Source organism: Citrobacter sp. VF227 (assembly GCF_052950715.1).
Genome location: NZ_JBRFVF010000003.1, coordinates 14,395 through 33,371, shown reverse-complemented (window position 1 = coordinate 33,371; position 18,977 = coordinate 14,395). Strand labels below are relative to the sequence as shown.

At 52.7% G+C, this 18,977-nt stretch carries 14 protein-coding genes and 1 tRNA gene; 6 read left to right on the top strand and 9 right to left on the bottom strand.

The genetic code is table 11. The features are described 5' to 3' along the window. Nucleotides 1-73 precede the first annotated feature (73 nt). The 6 genes from dcuA (at nucleotide 74) to ACU8YC_RS12440 (ending at nucleotide 5,848) form a co-directional block, all read left to right on the top strand. Entirely contained in the window at nucleotides 74-1,375 is a 1,302-nt protein-coding gene (gene dcuA, locus ACU8YC_RS12465) for an anaerobic C4-dicarboxylate transporter DcuA (protein ID WP_151217313.1), read from the top strand. Between the two features lie 131 nt (nucleotides 1,376-1,506). Continuing rightward, on the top strand, nucleotides 1,507-1,854 hold the full coding sequence (gene cutA, locus ACU8YC_RS12460) for a divalent cation tolerance protein CutA (RefSeq protein WP_151217311.1): 348 nt from the start codon (nucleotides 1,507-1,509) through the stop codon (nucleotides 1,852-1,854). Then, a complete protein-coding gene (locus ACU8YC_RS12455) occupies nucleotides 1,830-3,539 on the top strand; it encodes a protein-disulfide reductase DsbD (RefSeq protein ID WP_187259230.1) in 1,710 nt (569 codons plus the stop codon). Before cutA ends, ACU8YC_RS12455 begins: the two co-directional genes overlap by 25 nt. A gap of 36 nt (nucleotides 3,540-3,575) precedes the next feature. Next, nucleotides 3,576-4,151, top strand: a complete 576-nt coding sequence (locus ACU8YC_RS12450) for a transcriptional regulator (RefSeq protein WP_210904338.1) — start codon at nucleotides 3,576-3,578, stop codon at nucleotides 4,149-4,151. Nucleotides 4,152-4,309: 158 nt separating this feature from the next. Next, nucleotides 4,310-4,385 (top strand) — tRNA-Phe (locus ACU8YC_RS12445). A 194-nt stretch (nucleotides 4,386-4,579) separates the two neighbouring features. Next, nucleotides 4,580-5,848: a tyrosine-type recombinase/integrase gene (locus ACU8YC_RS12440; protein WP_446895400.1), complete on the top strand. Its 1,269-nt coding sequence runs from the start codon at nucleotides 4,580-4,582 to the stop codon at nucleotides 5,846-5,848. A 271-nt stretch (nucleotides 5,849-6,119) separates the two neighbouring features. Here the strand turns inward: ACU8YC_RS12440 and ACU8YC_RS12435 are convergent, their stop codons facing one another. From ACU8YC_RS12435 to tssF, 9 genes are all read right to left on the bottom strand, one after another. Continuing rightward, a complete protein-coding gene (locus tag ACU8YC_RS12435) occupies nucleotides 6,120-9,455 on the bottom strand; it encodes a S8 family serine peptidase (RefSeq protein WP_446895399.1) in 3,336 nt (1,111 codons plus the stop codon). A gap of 258 nt (nucleotides 9,456-9,713) precedes the next feature. Then, nucleotides 9,714-10,235, bottom strand: coding sequence for a toxin-antitoxin system YwqK family antitoxin (locus ACU8YC_RS12430; RefSeq protein ID WP_446895398.1), 522 nt, complete (start codon nucleotides 10,233-10,235; stop codon nucleotides 9,714-9,716). Next, nucleotides 10,235-12,199, bottom strand: coding sequence for a type VI secretion system Vgr family protein (locus ACU8YC_RS12425; RefSeq protein WP_446895397.1), 1,965 nt, complete (start codon nucleotides 12,197-12,199; stop codon nucleotides 10,235-10,237). Before ACU8YC_RS12425 ends, ACU8YC_RS12430 begins: the two co-directional genes overlap by 1 nt. A 26-nt stretch (nucleotides 12,200-12,225) precedes the next feature. Beyond that, nucleotides 12,226-12,507 carry a type II toxin-antitoxin system RelE family toxin gene (locus ACU8YC_RS12420; RefSeq protein WP_200103067.1) on the bottom strand — a complete coding sequence of 94 codons (282 nt, stop codon included), beginning with the start codon at nucleotides 12,505-12,507 and terminating at the stop codon, nucleotides 12,226-12,228. Next, nucleotides 12,497-12,745 carry a type II toxin-antitoxin system Phd/YefM family antitoxin gene (locus ACU8YC_RS12415; RefSeq protein WP_446895396.1) on the bottom strand — a complete coding sequence of 83 codons (249 nt, stop codon included), beginning with the start codon at nucleotides 12,743-12,745 and terminating at the stop codon, nucleotides 12,497-12,499. Before ACU8YC_RS12415 ends, ACU8YC_RS12420 begins: the two co-directional genes overlap by 11 nt. 206 nt (nucleotides 12,746-12,951) lie before the next feature. Beyond that, nucleotides 12,952-13,827 (bottom strand): hypothetical protein, encoded by an 876-nt coding sequence (locus ACU8YC_RS12410; RefSeq protein ID WP_446895395.1) that lies wholly within the window; start codon nucleotides 13,825-13,827, stop codon nucleotides 12,952-12,954. Further along, nucleotides 13,824-16,346 (bottom strand): type VI secretion system ATPase TssH, encoded by a 2,523-nt coding sequence (tssH, locus tag ACU8YC_RS12405; protein WP_446895394.1) that lies wholly within the window; start codon nucleotides 16,344-16,346, stop codon nucleotides 13,824-13,826. The genes ACU8YC_RS12410 and tssH overlap by 4 nt, the downstream gene beginning before the upstream one ends. Continuing rightward, a complete protein-coding gene (gene tssG / locus ACU8YC_RS12400) occupies nucleotides 16,337-17,284 on the bottom strand; it encodes a type VI secretion system baseplate subunit TssG (protein WP_446895393.1) in 948 nt (315 codons plus the stop codon). The genes tssH and tssG overlap by 10 nt, the downstream gene beginning before the upstream one ends. Continuing rightward, nucleotides 17,248-18,969: a type VI secretion system baseplate subunit TssF gene (tssF, locus tag ACU8YC_RS12395; protein ID WP_446895392.1), complete on the bottom strand. Its 1,722-nt coding sequence runs from the start codon at nucleotides 18,967-18,969 to the stop codon at nucleotides 17,248-17,250. The genes tssG and tssF overlap by 37 nt, the downstream gene beginning before the upstream one ends. Between the last annotated feature and the right edge of the window lie 8 nt (nucleotides 18,970-18,977).

Below are 18,977 nucleotides of genomic sequence, written 5' to 3'. Positions count from 1 at the left end.
CCTTTTTTCTTACTCGAAGTTACTTAAAAACAACAATTTAATATCAACTTGTTAAACAACAAGGAAGGCTAATATGATAGTTTTAGAACTTATCATCGTTTTGCTGGCAATCTTTTTAGGTGCCAGACTTGGGGGTATAGGTATTGGATTTGCAGGTGGGCTGGGTGTTCTGGTTCTTGCCGCTATTGGCGTAAAACCGGGTAATATTCCGTTCGATGTTATTTCCATTATCATGGCGGTTATCGCTGCTATCTCTGCCATGCAGATTGCCGGTGGTCTGGACTATCTGGTTCATCAAACTGAAAAACTGCTGCGTAAGAATCCGAAATACATCACGATCCTTGCACCTATCGTGACCTATTTCCTGACGATCTTTGCCGGTACCGGCAACATCTCTCTGGCTACTCTGCCGGTTATCGCTGAAGTCGCGAAGGAGCAAGGTATCAAGCCTTGCCGTCCGCTCTCTACCGCGGTGGTTTCCGCACAGATTGCGATTACGGCGTCTCCAATCTCCGCGGCTGTGGTTTACATGTCTTCCGTCATGGAAGGTCATGGCATCAGCTACATTCACCTGCTGTCCGTGGTCATTCCATCCACTCTGCTGGCCGTTCTGGTGATGTCCTTCCTGATCACCGCACTGTTCAACTCCAAACTGTCTGACGACCCGATTTATCGTAAGCGTCTGGAAGAAGGCCTGGTTGAACTGCGCGGTGAAAGACAAGTTGAAATCAAAGCTGGCGCGAAAACCTCCGTTTGGCTGTTCCTGCTGGGCGTGGTTTGCGTCGTTGTATACGCCATCATCAACAGCCCAAGCCTTGGCCTGGTCGCTAAACCGCTGATGAACACCACCAACGCAATCCTGATCATCATGCTGAGCATCGCGACGCTGACGACAATCATCTGCCGCGTTGAAACTGACTCCATCCTGAACTCCAGCACCTTCAAAGCCGGTATGAGCGCCTGTATTTGTATCCTGGGTGTTGCATGGCTGGGTGATACCTTCGTATCTCACAACATTGACTGGATCAAAGATACTGCAGGTAGCGTAATCCAGGGTCATCCGTGGCTGCTGGCGGTCATCTTCTTCTTTGCTTCTGCACTGCTGTACTCTCAGGCTGCAACCGCTAAAGCACTGATGCCGATGGCTCTGGCTCTGAACGTTTCCCCGCTGACTGCTGTTGCGTCTTTCGCCGCGGTTTCTGGCCTGTTCATTCTGCCAACCTACCCAACTCTGGTTGCGGCGGTTCAGATGGATGACACCGGAACAACCCGCATCGGTAAATTCGTCTTTAACCATCCGTTCTTCATCCCAGGTACTCTGGGTGTCGTTCTGGCTGTCTGCTTCGGCTTCTTGCTGGGCAGCTTCATGCTATAAGACTTTACTGCAGGGTGCCTTCGCACCCTGCAGTTCCTCCTCTTTATCACCCCGCTTTAGCTAACATCCTTCCCTCGTCCGTTGTATAGTGACCACTCTTTAGCTGGTTACTCTGTTCTTTCGAGGTGTTTATGCTTGATGTAAAGAGTCAGGATATTTCCATCCCCGATACCGTTGTGGTGCTCTGTACTGCGCCGGATGAAGCAACCGCCCAGGATCTGGCTGCAAAAGTGCTGGCGGAAAAGCTAGCCGCCTGTGTAACGCTACTGCCCGGTGCGACCTCCCTCTATTATTGGGAAGGTAAACTGGAGCAGGAATATGAAGTCCAGATGATTTTAAAAACCACCGTTACGCACCAGCAAGCCCTACTCGATTGCCTGAAGTCACATCATCCATATCAAACACCTGAACTTCTGGTTTTACCCGTCATTCACGGAGACTTTGATTACCGCTCATGGCTCAACGCATCCTTACGCTGATCCTGCTGCTGTGCAGCACATCTACTTTTGCCGGATTATTTGACGCGCCAGGCCGCTCGCAGTTTGTACCTGCCGATCGGGCGTTTGTTTTTGATTTCCAGCAAAACCAACACGATCTGAACCTCACATGGCAGGTTAAAGATGGCTATTATCTGTATCGCAAACAGATAAGCATTACGCCTTCTCAGGCTGATATCGCCGAGGTAAAACTACCGCCGGGGGTCTGGCATGAAGATGAGTTTTACGGCAAAAGTGAGATATACCGTAAACAGTTGACCATCCCGGTCACGATCAATCAGGCGAAATCTGGCGCAACATTAACGGTCACGTACCAGGGCTGTGCTGACGCCGGATTTTGCTACCCGCCAGAAACCAAAACCGTACCGTTAAGTGAAGTATCCGCCGATACCCAGGCAACACCTGCGCCAGTGCCAGCCACTGTCGCGCCGCAAGAGCAACCGGAGCCCGCAGCCAAACTCCCCTTTACCGCTCTGTGGGCATTACTGATCGGAATAGGCATCGCGTTTACGCCCTGCGTATTACCGATGTATCCATTGATTTCCGGCATCGTGCTGGGCGGCAAGCAACGATTATCAACCGGGCGCGCACTGTTGCTGACGTTTATCTACGTCCAGGGGATGGCGCTCACCTATACCGCGTTGGGTCTGGTTGTTGCGGCCGCTGGATTGCAGTTCCAGGCCGCACTACAGCATCCTTACGTTCTGATTGGCCTTGCCGTCATCTTTACGCTGCTCGCGTTATCGATGTTTGGTTTGTTTACGCTGCAGCTCCCTTCATCGCTGCAAACGCGCCTTACATTGATGAGTAACCGCCAGCAAGGTGGTTCTCCCGGTAGCGTCTTTGCGATGGGGGCGATCGCAGGTCTCATCTGTTCTCCTTGTACCACAGCCCCGTTAAGCGCGATTTTGCTGTATATCGCTCAGAGCGGGAACATGTGGCTGGGAGGCGGCACGCTGTATCTGTACGCGCTGGGGATGGGATTACCTCTGATGCTGATTACCGTATTTGGCAATCGCCTGTTACCTAAAAGCGGCCCCTGGATGGAGCATGTCAAAACCGCTTTTGGTTTTGTCATTCTGGCGCTTCCCGTCTTCTTACTCGAACGCATCATTGGCGACGAATGGGGCGCTCGCCTGTGGTCAGCGCTTGGCGTCGCATTCTTTGCGTGGGCATTCATCACCAGCCTGCAGGCAAAGCACGCCTGGATGCGCATCGTGCAGATTGTCCTGTTAGCTGCAGCGCTGGTCAGCGTAAGACCATTACAGGACTGGGCGTTCGGTGCGCCGCATGCTCAAGACCAGACGCATCTTAACTTTACGCCGGTAGCATCGGTAGATGCGCTAAATCAGGCACTGGCGCAAGCTAAAGGCAAGCCTGTTATGCTGGATTTGTATGCCGACTGGTGCGTGGCCTGCAAAGAGTTTGAGAAGTATACGTTCAGTAACCCACAGGTTCAGCAAGCGCTCGGCAACACAGTGCTTTTGCAGGCGGATGTGACGGCAAACAATGCCCAGGATGTTGCTCTGCTGAAGCATTTACAGGTTTTAGGTTTGCCGACTATTTTGTTCTTTGACGCTGAAGGGAAAGAGCACCCGGAGGCTCGGGTAACGGGCTTTATGGATGCCACGACCTTCAGCGCACATTTGCGCGATCGCCAACCGTGAGCGACACTTGCAACAGGAAATACGGAGGAGAATACCGTGCAACGTGAAGATGTCCTGGGAGAAACCCTGAAATTACTTGAGGTTCAAGGGATAGCCAATACCACGCTGGAAATGGTGGCCGAACGTATCAATTATCCTCTTGATGAACTACAACGCTTTTGGCCCGATAAAGAGGCCATTCTGTACGATGCGTTACGTTACCTCAGCCAGCGGGTGGATATCTGGCGGCGTCAGCTTTTGCTGGATGACACCCAGAGCGTTGAGCAGAAATTACTGGCACGCTACAACGCGCTGTCCGAATGCGTGAGCAATAATCGCTATCCAGGCTGCCTGTTCATCGCCGCCTGTACGTTTTACCCCGATCCCGGACATCCGATCCATCAGTTAGCCGATCAACAAAAAAAGGCGGCGCATGACTTCACCCATGAACTGCTCACGACGCTGGAAGTTGACGACCCGGCAATGGTTGCCAAACAGATGGAGCTGGTGCTGGAAGGCTGCCTGAGCCGCATGTTGGTCAATCGTAGCCATGCTGATGTCGAAACAGCACACCGTCTGGCTGAAGATATCCTGCGCTTTGCTCAGTGCCGTATGGGCGGTGCGCTGACTTAAGCGCACAACGCTTATTGGGTGGTGAGAAATTGGCACCACGCTATTTTGTTCAATCTTCAGGCATAAATGCGTAGATTGCCGTAATATTAAGCGGTTGAACGGTTTTTCCCGAAATTTAATTGACTGACAGACGTGAATACGGTTTAATGCGCCCCGTTGCCCGGATAGCTCAGTCGGTAGAGCAGGGGATTGAAAATCCCCGTGTCCTTGGTTCGATTCCGAGTCCGGGCACCAAATTCATATCAACGGACCTCCACGGAGGTCCGTTTTTGCATTCTGAGCCCGCTAAAATCCACGCCTCCCAAATCATCCGGTTCAACCCAATTCTACCCAATTCCACCCGCATCAAGCCCCTTGTGCGGGTACATCTGCGGGTATAGTCTGATTCGATAAAATCCTGTACCCTCAAATCACTCAGGAACCCTGCCATGGCACTGACTGACGCTAAAATCCGGGCCGCAAAACCGGACGTAAAACCCTATAAACTCGCCGACAGCGGCAACATGTTTTTACTGGTTCATCCCAACGGCTCCCGTTACTGGCGACTGCGCTACCGGCACCTCGGCAAAGAGAAAACCCTCGCGCTGGGCGTGTACCCGGATGTCTCGTTATCTGAGGCAAGAGCGAAACGGGATGAAGCCCGAAAGCTCATCGCCGAAGGGACTGACCCCTGTGAACAAAAACGGGTTCGGAAAGCCGTTCCCGCCACAGAACAGACCTTTGAAGCCATCGCCCGACAGTGGCATAAAAGCAATAAAAAATGGTCGGCCTCACACAGCGACAAAATTCTCAAAAGCCTTGAAACGCATGTCTTCCCGTTTATCGGTTCACGTGATATCACTACGCTGAGAACCCCCGACCTCCTCATTCCCGTCAAAGCAGCCGAGACAAAAGAAATTTATGAGATAGCCGCCCGCCTTCAGCAGCGCATTGCCGCCATCATGCGCTATGCAGCTCAGTCCGGGATTATTGCGTATAATCCTGCTGTCGACATGGCCGGCGCACTCACGACCGTGAGGCGTCAGCACCGCCCGGCACTGACCCTCAGTCGCATTCCCGGACTGCTTGAACGTCTGGGTACCTACAGAGGACAACCTCTCACCCGACTGGCAACTAAACTCACCCTGCTTATCTTCATCCGTTCCAGTGAACTACGCTTTGCCAGGTGGTCTGAAATCGACTTCAAGAAAGCCATGTGGACCATACCTCCAGAGCGGAAACCTATTGAGGGGGTCAAGTATTCCCATCGTGGCTCAAAAATGCGTACAGAGCATCTGGTTCCACTCTCAACTCAGGCACTGGATATTCTGCAGCAGATCCACACCATCAGCGGAGAATATGAATTGATTTTCACTGGCGACCATACCCCCTGGAAACCCATGAGTGAAAATACGGTGAATAACGCCCTGCGACTGATGGGCTACGATACGAAAGTTGACGTTTGTGGTCACGGCTTCAGGGCCATGGCCTGCAGTTCACTGATTGAGTCGGGATTATGGTCACGGGATGCGGTGGAACGTCAGATGAGTCATCAGGAACGAAATGGCGTACGTGCGGCCTACATCCACAAAGCCGAGTTTATGGACGAGCGTCGACTGATGCTCCAGTGGTGGGCCGATTTTCTGGATGCAAACAGAATACAGACGATTTCTCCGTTCGATTTTGCCAGAGTCAGCAATCCTCTCAGCGAAAAATAATTCTGTGGATATCCGCCATTCAGGTGGATATCCATTTTCTTTTTTGTCAGACGAGTGAGGGAGTCCCCTGAAAGGGCGCGATATTTACGCCGCATTCAGTCAGCCTCTGCTGCAATTCACGCCAGCAGATACCGTACCGACGGTATCTGCTTCCCGGCCAGAGATTAATGTCACGCCTGAGGTGTCGGTTTTTAAATACATTCATGACTGACACGACAGGCGAAAATGGCAGCAACGTTTATCAGTGGCCTGCTCTTTGCAATGGCACCGTTCAGAATGCCCATTCCACACTTAAATTTCCATACACTGAGGTGCCGTTCCGGCGATAAATCTCCCCGCCACTGTTGAGAGAGACAGCAACATTTTTATCCGTTCTGAAAACAATCCCTGTCCCGACACTAACGCTGTCCCTGTCCGGCATTTTCACAGTACCGGAAAAGTCATCATTATCCGCAGCCGCAAACGACGCATGCATCACGCCGGCATTTTCACGCAGTTCATGGTTCCATGCAGTATATGCCTGCACACTCCAGTTAACCTGTTCACTCAGATACTGTTCACTGGTTTGCAGACGCACACCGAGCACGGAACGCAGAGAATGAAAATTTTCGCTATCCAGATGAAGACGGCTTCCTCCGCCGTCCTGTTCGGTGAGAGAAGGACGGGATGAAAAGGCATAGTCCAGAGCGGAAAACGGCCCTGCGCTGAACCCTTTCTGCTGAAACGCATACCCCACTCCCACGCGAACACTTCCCGAATAACCGGTCCAGGCACTCCTGTTTTCCGCAGAATAATCACTGAAAGAAACACGCCGCGTCATGTCCTGATTTTCAATCCCTGCCCGGCCCGTTCCGAACAGATTCCAGCCCCCCCGGTCCGACGGCGAGAAGTCCCCCTGAACACCAAGATACAATCCATTATTGCGTAAGACCCCATTCTCATCACCATTTGCGGACTGATGATTCATCACCATATGACCGCCAAAGGTCAGCCCGTCAGACCGGCTCTGCTCTGCGCCAACAATCAGCCCTGCGTTTGTCGCATGATAACCACGCGTTCCGCCAGGTGCGTTCATGTCAGATGTCACGGCATAGGGTTGTACAAAGACATGCCATTCACTGTCCTTTTGTTCACTGCGTGCAAACAATCCAGAAAGAAGCGTATCAGACAGCATCCGTTGCATCTCAAAAGCGGCCAGCGCTGCGTTACCGTACGCGTCTGGTGATAACTGTGTCAGTGCGTTGCGAACAGTACGGCCCTCTGCATCTGAGAAATCCAGTGCACCGTAAAGTTCGTACATGTCGGCCTGTACATTTGCCGCAGAAGACAGTGCCCTGCCCACGCGGGACGCATTATCGTCTGATGCATACTGGCTGTATGCCTCCAGGCTTCGTGACGTGTTGATCGTGAACCGATCCTGGTCCTGCACAATATTCATCGTAAGCGTGGGTGAGAGGCGGCCCAGTTCCGTAACAGCCGGTAATGAAGAGAAGGAACCTGCAGAGATCAGGTCATTAAAAGAAAAAGTAACAGGATTATTGTAATAGCCTCGAACAGGAGATAACGCAAGCGTCCCGTCAATTTTAGCGTCGCCATTAACAATAAGCCTGTCAGTATGACCTGCTGAATCAAAATCCATCAGCAGCGTACCCGGTGAGTACTGTACATAGCTGCCAACAGTCAGAACCCCAATGCCGTTCCCGGGAGTAACGTTACCCCAGTTAGACACGCTCTGGTGTATGGTTCCGTTACCCTGTAATTGCCCTTCCGGCAGAACGTACACGTTACTGTTCAGTAACTGTCCACCTGAATGATCTTCTTTTTGAGAAATGGACAGTGTGCCACCTTCAATCACGGTCGATCCCTGATAACTGTTGGTTCCTGTCAGGTATAATGTGCCTTCATTTTTTTTCAGAAGACCTGCGGTGGTCTGTTTTTCCATTATTTCAAGAAAATCAGGATATTTTTCCAGAAACTCGGGCAGAATATTCGTATGGCGTTCTGTGTGCCAGAGTTCCTGAGAGATATCATTGTGCCACCCGGAAACAAAACCCCGGGTATCGACAGCGTAAAGCAGCTCTTTTTTACCCGTATATACACTGATTTGTTCGCTGGAGAGATCATCCGGGGTCATACGATTCACGTTGAACTGTGACGGACCATCAACAGCTTTCCCCGCATTAACAATTCCCTGCCCGAAAATCTGGTCAAAAGGAACGCTCCAGACAGAGCCATAAAGTGTGGAATAAACTGTACCGTCAGGATATGTTATTTTGTAGGGAGAGTCTTTTGTTGCGAAGAATGCAGCAATGAATTCATCATCATTTTTAATCCCATAATATCCGTACACCATCGCTGTATTTTCTCTGTAATATTTACGGAGATAGGTTTCAAGACGTTCCCTTTCCGGAGTACCGGCTGAAGGAATCACCTTTTCCTCCTGAACCCGTTCCCAGTATTTATCCGCACTGTCGACGATTTGCAGACGGATCACCGTATCGGTGAACGAATGCCCCGTCACCGGATCCATTGTTCTGTCCTCGGAAAGAGAAATAATCTGCCCGGGAGCAATAAAATTTCGGTCCGCAGTTGAGAGTACTGTATCTGCCAGTTGTCTTGCACTCATCCATGGGTAAGCCTGTTGCACGAGACCCAGTGTGCCGGACACATAGGGAGCAGCCATTGATGTTCCTGTAGAATCCGCATATCCACCCGTAGCATTAACGGAATTAATCCATGTTCCCGGCGCTGCAAGAGAAAACTCTTCGGCTCCCATTGCCAGCTCTGAATAAGTGGGGACAGCAGAATCGGACAGACGTTTAGTTTTTCCATCACTCTCCAGGGAAATACGCCCGTCAGTCGAATCAAGTGCGACAACACTGAGCCAGTTATGAAGATCAGGTAAAAATGCAGGGAACGCTGCTGGTGTAGATGGGCCCCGGTGACCACTGTTCCCTGCCGCAAAAACCATCAACTTATCGTGCTCTCCGAGATTATAAAGGAACGAGTCCGATTCATATGCTGAGATAGCATCGCGTACATTAAGAATTATCTCGCCATGCTCAGCATCATTTGCGGCAGTAAAAAGCTCGTCTAAATAATAAAGTGAATCGCCCCAACTATTATTAACAATTTTGATGTCAGGTCGATCCAGCACAGCTCTTATTAAAGTCCCAAAATTATTCTCATGAATACCATCCAGGAGCGTTCCCATCGCGAGCAGGTTTGCATCAAAAGCAACGCCATGCATATTTCCCGGATGGTCCTGGCCATCCTTGTTAGCGGCCATAATTCCGGCAACATGGCTGCCATGTGAATTCATTTCCCAGTCATAAACGTAACCTTCATCCGGAAACCATAAGAATTTCTTACCTTTAAATTCGGCATGTTGAAAATTAACACCGGTGTCAAGTACTCCAAGCGCAATTCCTTTCCCTGTGTATCCTTTCGAGTAGGCTTCAGCTGCATTTATCACCCAGAGTCCCGTGTTATTCAGATACTCCTGCGTCACAAATTCATCTGGTGTTTTTGCCTGCGCATGGAAAGAAAGTAATATAAGACTCAAAGGCATTACTTTAAAAAAACTTGATAATTCGCCTGCATTCATTTAACAATCCTTATTATCAACCCAGGAGGGAAATAAAAAAATATCATTATGATAAACTGTTTATATATTTGTAACATGAAGCCATACTTGTTTTTATTATTAAATTTATAATCCATCCTGTTTAATGATTTTTATCATAAAAACGTATCGCTAATCAGTTTATTTTGGCAGTACATCAGAAAGAGGATTTTTAGCTATAGCTTCTCACACATTATGATATCTACTGGGAATCGCGTATGTTGATCATATACTTGCTCTTCACAGCCTCTCGGTCCATTTGCTCATCCGCGACTGTAGTTTACCCTTAGTATCCACCGCACGTCCGTCCGGAAGCCAGCGTTCCACTTCCCCCTTCAGTTTTCCCTGTTCATAAGATTGCCGCTGAGCTGGCGAGCCGTCCGGGTAAAACTGTTCGCTGAGCGAGTGACGCAACCCCTGCAGCCATTGCTCACGCATCTGCAGCGGACCGGAAGGATAGAAGCTGCGGCATTCGCCGTGCAGTTGACCATGAACCCACTGTTCTTCACGCATCAGCGCCCCTTCTTCTGAAAAGTAACGCGCCACACCGTCCGGCTTGCCCTCACGATACACCTGTTGCATGGCAAGCTGGCCGTTAGGATGCCAGCGCTCCATCATCCCGTTCAGCACCCCCTGCTGGTAACGCAAAACCGCCAGCAGCCGTCCGTTTTCTTCAATTCGCGTTTCGCCGTTTAGCTGGTCGTTTGCGAAATTAGCTCGTAGCAGGGTGCTATCCTGTTGATACTCCAGCGTATCGCTCATCAGTTAATTTTCACCATCCCACCCTTAATCATCAGCATCCCGCCGCCATCCACAGTCTGAGTGGCGCTGGCTTTGCTGATGAGCGTAGCTTTTGCCTCATGGCTGATGGTTGCCGCTTTCTGGGTCAAATCGGCTTTCGCTGCACTGGCGATGTTGGTGGCATCCAGCTTCATGCTGCCCGACGCGCTGGCATTAAGGTCCGCCCAGCTCTTGATGTCCAACGTTTTGCCACTCTCCAGAGTTAGTGTACCGCTGACCTTTATCGTCAGGTTGCCGTCAACATTTAGCGTGTAGTTGCCCTTTACCTTATGCGTCTCGTTGCCGTCGATGGCGTGTTCCTGATCGCCTTTCACCGTCACGCTGCGTTTATCCTTCACTTCCAGCGTGTCGCTACCCTTCTCAATTTTGACCGTGCGATGACCCTTTTTCAGGGTGACGGTTTCGTTTCCCTCTTCAATGGTGCGAGTGCTGTCGTTTTTAACGTTGTGGATCTCATCGTGGCTAATCGTGGTTTTGCTGTCGTTTAACACGGTGAGCTGGAAGTCTTTCTGCGCCTGCATCGCCAGCAGTTCAGCATCTTTTTTGTCATCGAAGCGCAGCTCGTTAAAGCCTTTTTCACTTTTCGTTTTAATACCGGACTGGGTCTGATTCGCTGGCAGCGCATACGGCAAAGCATTCGCCCCGTTGTACACACAGCCGGTAATGAGCGGCTTATCCGGGTCGCCGTCGATAAAGCTCACCACCACTTCCTGGCCGATCCGTGGGATAAACTGCGCGCCGTAGCCGTTTCCGCTCCAGGCGGTGGCGACCCGCAGCCAGCAGGAGCTGGTTTCGTCGTTTTTACCCTCGCGATCCCATGGGAACTGCACCTTCACCCGACCGAGTTTATCGGTCCAGATTTCTTCCCCGCTTTTACCCACCACCGTCGCCGTCTGGGTATGCATAAACGGTACTGGCGTGTTGCTCTGCGGACGGTATAGCGTCGCTTTCGGGATGGCGGTGAAGCGGTTGCGATAATGCTCACCGTCGTACTCATGGCTGACGGCGGTAATTAACCAGTCGATGTTAAGCGCCTTGTCGTCGTGATCGGTTAAGGTGAACCAGTGCCCGGCCATCAGCGCCGCGCAGTCGCTTTCACCGACCAGTTGTTTCGCCTGCGCCTTCAGGGCATTAACCTTCCACGCCGCCAGCGCGTCGCCTTCGGCTTTAACGATAAAACGCCCCGGATGCTGATACTCCATGCCCCCCTTCTTCTCACCGGCCTGCGCAAACAGCGCGGCTTTTGGCTGTTCATAGTTATAGTCGCTGCTCTGGAACCCCTGCGAAGTGGCCTGCAAACGCAGCTCTGCCGAACGGATCGCGCCGGTTTCCCGCTCGCCGCTCGCTGCTGCCTGATATTTGACCTTTTTATCGCCAGTAATCGGCGGAAAGGCGCTGTTATCATCTGCCAGCACCAGCGTGTGCTTGCCTGCTGCATGGGTAAAGAACCAGAAAATGCCCTCCTGCTCCAACAGCCGCGAGACAAAATTGAAGTCGCTTTCGTTGTATTGCAGGCAGTATTCACGTTTTGTTGGTTTGCTTTTCAGTTGAAATATGTAGTCGGTAAACCCAGCATCCTTAAACACCTTCTCGACAATTTCCTGCGCGCTGAGGTTCTGAAACACGCGGTTGTTGCTGGCAAGCGTCAGCCACCACACCCACGGGCGCAGCACAAACTGATAGCGATCGGCGTTGCTGGTCACCGGAAGCTGGTGCGCTTCGGCAATCAACCCGTCGTAGTCGGCGTCGTTAATCGTGGCGGTCAGATGGGTCGCCAGCGCGCTGTCTAAGGTTAACGGCGCGGAGGTGGTTCCCGCGACGGTGGCGGTGGTCAGACCGTTAAGCTGAGACTCGGTGTACGCGGTAGTGGCGGTGAGACCGGTTAGCGCCGGGGCGGTGAGTTTGATAATGGTGGTATCGGGCATTGGAAATTCCTTTTTTAACGATAGCGCTAACGCCGGTTAGCCTGATGATAAACCTCATCGCCATCACGTCTGCCTACAGCGATCACAAGAACGACAACCTGCTCGTCCTCGACCTGATAGACCAGACGATACCCGGCACTGCGAAGCTTGATTTTGTAACGGTGTAATTTGCCGGAAAGGCGGGCGGCAGGAACATGAGGATTTTCCAGCCGCTCCGCCAGTTTCTTTTTGAACTGTTCGCGTAATGTAGGAGAAAGCTTGCGCCACTCCTTGAGCGCAATATCTAAAAACTCCAGGTTATAGGTCATTTAAAGACACCTTTATTCGCTTTCCACCTTCACGCTCGTCGGCGATGCGGTTCAGCTCGGCGTCTTCTGCCAGCTCCAGCAGATACGCATAAATCGCAGGCGGCACGCAGTAAAACGCAGGCTCGTTGCGGTTCAGAATCGCCACCGCTTCACCTTCTCCAGCGTTAACCGTCCCCATCGGGTTACGTTTCAGGTCGGTGATGCTGGCTGCAGTTTTAGTCAGGATATGAAATGGCATGATGTTTTCCTCGTTAATGGGGTTTTATTATAGACCATTAAAAGTACCTTTATAAGCATCATTAAGAATAATTTCGCAGCGGCGGTGGTAAGATCGGTTAGCGCTGTGGTGGTGAGTTTTATAATGGTGGTATCGGGCATGGGGAAGTCCTTATTATTCAACAAAAATAACGGTTCCCTAAACCATTTGATGGATATAAACCATACTTAATATGAGTCATATATAAAAACATCATCATTTCTTGTTACATACTGATGGTCATACTGGTAACTAAGACTCGTGCCAGACAGATTTTCAGATCTAATTTTTCTATATGTTTCATATTCAATTACCTCTTTCTGTTTAGCTATTCCTCTCACCATAATTGAATATTTATCCTTACCTAAAAATTTAGATTGTAGAACTATTGGAGACGAAACCACTGCACTTCCTATCCGTAAACTCTGTATGACTTTTGCATTAGTATCTACACCTGAATAAATACGATGCCCTAAACACCTTTTACGCGAATGATAGTTAACGACACTGTCAATTGGACCTCGATCATATAAAAAATGATCATGCCAAAGAACAGATTGTGCTTTTATTGGCCATGGATCAATAACAATTATCCCTCTACTATTATAGTGCAATTTTCCTCTTGAATGATTAATCATTTCCGGGTTACCCCCTTTCCAAAGAAGAACAAAAGCATGATCCATTTTTTTTGAGGAAACGTTACATACAGTCCACTCTGAAGAAAAATATTCCCGACACAAGACATATGCTAAATCAGCATGTTCCCCACAATTACCAGCACCAACCATTTTTGCAGCCAATGCCGAACGCCTTGTTCCACTTTTTCCTTGCCCCATTCCAGCAGATAGTACCTTTGCTATACTCCTTGTTTCATCAACCAGATAATGAGCTGGAAAGTTTGTTGTTATTCGCGCTTTACTACTGTATGAAAACGTTATTGGAGTATTAAAATGAACCTGATTTCCAGCCCCATACCTTAAAACGTTCTTTACTGTATGGATAATTATATCTGCTAAATCAATAGCGTATTTATAATCAGCAGGCATATATATCTTTTTACTCATAATACACCACCGTAACCAAACCCCATCACTTCCCCAACCACCAGATTATCAACATCCCTGGCCCCCACCCCCTTACATTTCTCCATTACTCTCTCAACCAATCCATCCTCCATATTTAATTTCTCTCCCGTCGCCACAAAATATCTCTGCGATAACTTATCCAATTTAGCCAACACAATTCCTTTTAATATTTCTTCATCCAACGCCCGATACGCCACCGTGGTCATCCTTGCCAAAAAAGCCGGGCGGAAATGGGTTAATAATTCCTCGCACAGCGCCTCGTTAAACCGCTCACTGTTTAAATCAGCCGCAGGGGTATCAAGAATTAACTCCGCACCGACGTTGCTGGTCGCCAGCATCACCGTATTTTTGAAATCGACAATCAGGCCAGTGCCGTCTTCCATCACACCTTTGTCGAAGACGTTATAGAACGCCTCCAGCACGTCCGGGTGCGCCTTTTCGATTTCGTCGAGCAGCACCACCGAATAGGGGCGACGGCGCACAGCTTCGGTTAATGCCCCGCCGCTGCCATAGCCAACGTAGCCCGGCGGCGCGCCTTTTAGCTGGCTGACGGTGTGCGCTTCCTGATATTCAGACAGGTTGATGGTGATCAGATTGCGTTCGCCGCCGTACAGGGCGTCGGCAAGGGCGTACGCGGTTTCAGTTTTTCCCACACCGGTTGGGCCCACCAGCAGGAACACGCCGACCGGCTTTTGCGGGTCGGTCAGGCCGCTGCGATAGGCGCGCAGGCGTTGGGCGATGGTCTCCAGCGCTGCCTGTTGCCCCATCACCCGCTCGCTCATGCGTTCGACCAGCGTGCGCAGGGCGTGGGCTTCATCAGTGAGCATCTGTCCGAGCGGAATGCCCGTCCAGCCGCAGATCACCGCCGCTACGGTGGCGGGATCCACGCAGTCCGGCACCAGCGGCACCTCCTCGCGCAGTTGCGCGGCGGCGGTTTCCAGTTTGCCGATCAGCGCCGCGCACTCCACCAGCTCTTGCTCCAGTTCCTCGTCATCGTCCAGCCTTTCACACAAACTCAGCATTCGCTGGCGGGCAGCGAGCAGTTCACCGACCCGCTGACGCTCATCCTGCCAGCGCCCTTCCACTTCCCGCGCCTGAATGTGCAGTTTCTCCGCCAGCGCCTCCAGTTCACAAAGTCTGTCGTGGTGATCGACGCCGACCAGCAGCTCACGGTTTAGACGCTCACTCTCTTCTTCGATGGCCGCCTGCTGCTGGCGGATCTCCTCAAGCTGAGGCGGCACATCATGCTGCGCCAGCGCCACTCTGGCACAGGCGGTGTCGAGCACGCTAATGGCTTTGTCCGGCAACTGGCGCCCGGAAATGTAGCGCTGCGACAGACGCACCGCCTCGCGGATAGCGGTATCGAGGATCTGCACGCCGTGGTGTGCTTCCAGCTTGTCGGCCACCGCGCGCAGCATCACCACCGCGCTGTTCTCGTCCGGTTCTTCAATCTGGATACGCTGAAAACGCCGATCCAGGGCCGGATCCTTTTCGAAATATTTTTTGTACTCCTGCCAGGTGGTGGCGGCGATGGTGCGCAGTTCCCCACGCGCCAGTGCCGGTTTCAACAGGTTGGCGGCATCGCTCCCGCCCTCGGCGCCGCCCGCGCCAATCAGCGTGTGGGCTTCGTCAATAAATAAAATGATCGGCTGCGGGGATTTTTTTACTGCATCGATCACCCCTTTTAGCCGCTGTTCAAATTCCCCTTTCACCCCTGCGCCAGCCTGTAATAACCCCAGATCCAGCGACAGCAGCGCCACATCGCGCAGCGGCGGCGGCACGCTGCCTTCGGCAATGCGTCGCGCCAGCCCTTCGGCCACGGCGGTTTTGCCCACGCCGGGCGCACCGACCAGAATCGGGTTGTTTTGCCTGCGGCGCAGCAGGATGTCGATACACTGGCGGATCTCCGCGTCGCGCCCGATGATCGGATCTATCAGCCCTTCCCGCGCATCACAGGTCAGATCGTGGGTGTATTGATCCAGCACACCGCCTTCACGCTCCGGGTTTTCTCCCGCATGCGTGTCGCTTAATTCTTCAACGGAGCCACGACACCAGCTCTGCCACTGGCTTTCCATCACTCCCGCCTGAAGCAGCAACAGCAGCGGCATTCCCTGCGCCAGCTGGGCGCGCAGACGCTCTCGGGTGAGTAAGGCTTGCAGCAACAACGCTGAACGGACCTTCAACAGGCGCTGGAAAGCCGCCAACAAAACCGCACCTTCCAGTAATTCCACCAGTTGCACGGAAAACACCGGCATCCGCGTGCAGCCTGATTTGAACTGCGCCTGGGCGCTACGGATCTCTTCGCGCAGCGTGTCGACGGAAATCGCCGCACCGCTCAGGCAATACGCGAGATCACAGTGTTCATCATCAAGCAATGCCAGCAGCAAATGCTCCGGCTCAACAAACCAGTGTCCCTGCGCCCGGCTGCGTTCGGCGGCCTGCTCCAGCGCACGAAAGCAAACCGGATTCAGTCGTTGTACCAGCGCTTTTAAGTCCATGCGTTGTTCTCCTCAAGTTGCTGTTGGCAATGAAACGCGGCGGGTTTACGCCCTACCAGTTGAGCGGTATAGCCCAAACGCGGCGGCGTATCGCGGCTCAGGCAGTGGTCAAGATTTAGCGTCCCGCGCATCATCAGTTGCAGCGTTATCCCTGGGCCAAACCAGATTTGCCCCAGTTTGCTGAGCTGAATAAAGGCTTGCCCATCGGATAAAAACGCCCGCCACTGGGCGGCACTTTCAGCATGCAGATGCACCCGCAGCGCCGCATGCTGGTTCCAAATCCGTCGCCCGGCGACGCTGTTGCGCCCCAGCCGACACCCCGTCCGGCTTATGGATGCCTGCGGCAAAGGCTGCCAGCGGCCGACAAACTCTTCGACCTGCACGGTGACGTCCAGTACGGCCTCGACCAGCGCCACAAATCCAGCCGTTGAACGCCTGCGATTCGTCAGACTGCCGCATTGCATCAGCAGGCTCTGTACCTGCGCAGACTCATGCTTTTCCATAGCATCGAGCCTGAAACCACACAACGCCCGCATCACCGCCAGCCCCGGCGCGTCCTCGCACTGACCATAAGGCGTTGCCAGCCGGTACAGGCTCAGGCTCCGGTAGTGATGCTGAATAAAACGCTGTTGAAACATAAAGATAAAATCCTGCGGTGCGCTGTTTTTATCCTGCGTCGCCTGCTGCAACCATTCCAGCCAGCCGTAGGGCAATACACCGTCTGCGCCTCCCGGCCCGAGACTATGCACCTGGAGAACATCCTGGTTCAGCGCGCCGACTTCCGCTGGCGCAAACGCCAGCCCCAGCTCGCCCCACAGCTCGGGTGTGTCGCCGCTCGCCTGTAAAAGCCTGAGGCACTGCTCCAGCGAAAAACGCCACGGCTCGCCCTTAAGTTGCGCAATTACGCTATCAGCGCGGTCTTTTCGACATCCGTCCATAGCGACAGCGCCTCCCCTTCATCCAGCAGTACCGTACGTACAAAGCAGTTAGCGGTAGCATTGCGCGCCAGAAAACGGGCGACGACCCCCGCAAACAACAGCCGACTGTTGCCCGTAAATGCCTGTGGGTCGAGGGTCAGCGTCACCCGAATACCGTTATGCCAGCCGCGCCAGGCATCGCCTCCGCGGTGCTCGCTGACCCGCTGACAACACATCTCACGGATGCCATTGATCTGCTGCCAGACAGCAGGTGATGCAGAGGAAGGGGCATACAGCGCCAGCAGCTCTTTCAGCGAGTCCAGAGCCCTCTCTCCTTCGGTCAATGAAAGGTGATTGAGCGCCAGTGAAGAAAGCAGTTTCCAGCGGGCATCTCGCTGCAAGGCGGGCGCGGAAGGCGTGGTCGGCGTTCCCAGCAAATGCACCTGCGCAACCGGGCCAGGGACTTCAAAGGTCAGAGGCGTTCCCGCACAAAGCTGTGCGGCCTGCTCACCGTTGCTGCACCAGAGCGTTGCCGTCAGGCTTGTCTCTTCTACCGGGGCAAACGGGTCGAAACGGCGGTCCACCAGGGTTAGCCACAGCGCATTGCCCTGCTGGCGGTTGCGCCGCGCATGCCAGAACCAGCGGGACTCGCTATGCCCACGGGCTGAGTAATACGCAGGCACGCGCCAGGCTTCCTCACGGTGACTCATCCACAGCGTCTGTACACGGTAGATCTGTACATGTTGATCGTGATGATCGGCCACCAACCGATGCTCGCTGCGGGTATGCCCGGCGATCAGCGGCTCAGAGGTCCGGGTGAAGAGGTTAACTATTGGCACACAGCCCAAACGAATATCACCCGAGCGAATATGCTGCGCCCCCGTCGGAGCGCGATCGAACGGAATGCACAAGGTCATGCCATCGCCATCCCTCGTCGGCGGAAGCGGCAAATCAAAATACATCAGCGCCTGCGGACTGTTCATCCAGGCACTGAGCGCCAGCACGCTGGACTCTACGCCCGGTTCGCAGGGCAAAATTTTTTCGGCATTCAGCAGGCCAATGGGATGTGGGCGCTGCGGGCCAATGACATGGGCGTACAACAAATCAAACAGCGTGGCGTTGATTTGCGGCGAACCGCTGAGATGAATGCGTAACTGTGTTACCGCCAACGTAGAAAACTGATGTGGCGACAGGCAACGTAGCTGAATACGCAACGCGCCACGCGCCTGCGTCTGCCCGGTTAACTGCCGGGCCTGTCCCGCATCGCACCAGGTAACCTCTTCAATCTCAATAGGCCACAGCGTTTGCGCCAGCGCGGTACGCCACCAGACCGTCTCACCGCTTTCCGTGAGCGCGTAAAGCGGCGTTCCGGCAGGAAGCGCGTAACCCTGACTCAAATCGCCTGCCAGCGGATCCGCAGTAAAACGGGCGGTAGCAGAGGAAGGAAACGGTCGTATTGTATGGGGAGAAAGCAGCTCCAGTAGCGATTCACACAGTTCACCAAAGCCGTCGTCAAGGCGCTGATGCAGTCTGGCGCTTTGCAGAGCGAAGCCTTCTAAAAGTCGTTCAACGTGGGGATCCGGGCAATCAAATTCACTCAACCGCAGACGAGAGGCAACGTGCGGGTGCCGATGGGCGAACTCGCCACTGGCTTTACGCAACCATCGTAATTCCTGCAGATAATTTTCCAACAATCGATCGTCCATTGATCTCC

Coding starts and splice junctions, on each gene's coding strand:
- dcuA (WP_151217313.1), top strand. CDS start 74: ATGATAGTTTTAGAACTTATCATCGTTTTGCTGGCAATCTTTTTAGGT.
- cutA (WP_151217311.1), top strand. CDS start 1,507: ATGCTTGATGTAAAGAGTCAGGATATTTCCATCCCCGATACCGTTGTG.
- ACU8YC_RS12455 (WP_187259230.1), top strand. CDS start 1,830: ATGGCTCAACGCATCCTTACGCTGATCCTGCTGCTGTGCAGCACATCT.
- ACU8YC_RS12440 (WP_446895400.1), top strand. CDS start 4,580: ATGGCACTGACTGACGCTAAAATCCGGGCCGCAAAACCGGACGTAAAA.
- ACU8YC_RS12435 (WP_446895399.1), bottom strand. CDS start 9,455: ATGAATGCAGGCGAATTATCAAGTTTTTTTAAAGTAATGCCTTTGAGT.
- ACU8YC_RS12430 (WP_446895398.1), bottom strand. CDS start 10,235: ATGAGCGATACGCTGGAGTATCAACAGGATAGCACCCTGCTACGAGCT.
- ACU8YC_RS12425 (WP_446895397.1), bottom strand. CDS start 12,199: ATGCCCGATACCACCATTATCAAACTCACCGCCCCGGCGCTAACCGGT.
- ACU8YC_RS12420 (WP_200103067.1), bottom strand. CDS start 12,507: ATGACCTATAACCTGGAGTTTTTAGATATTGCGCTCAAGGAGTGGCGC.
- ACU8YC_RS12415 (WP_446895396.1), bottom strand. CDS start 12,745: ATGCCATTTCATATCCTGACTAAAACTGCAGCCAGCATCACCGACCTG.
- ACU8YC_RS12410 (WP_446895395.1), bottom strand. CDS start 13,827: ATGAGTAAAAAGATATATATGCCTGCTGATTATAAATACGCTATTGAT.
- tssH (WP_446895394.1), bottom strand. CDS start 16,346: ATGGACTTAAAAGCGCTGGTACAACGACTGAATCCGGTTTGCTTTCGT.
- tssG (WP_446895393.1), bottom strand. CDS start 17,284: ATGGACGGATGTCGAAAAGACCGCGCTGATAGCGTAATTGCGCAACTT.
- tssF (WP_446895392.1), bottom strand. CDS start 18,969: ATGGACGATCGATTGTTGGAAAATTATCTGCAGGAATTACGATGGTTG.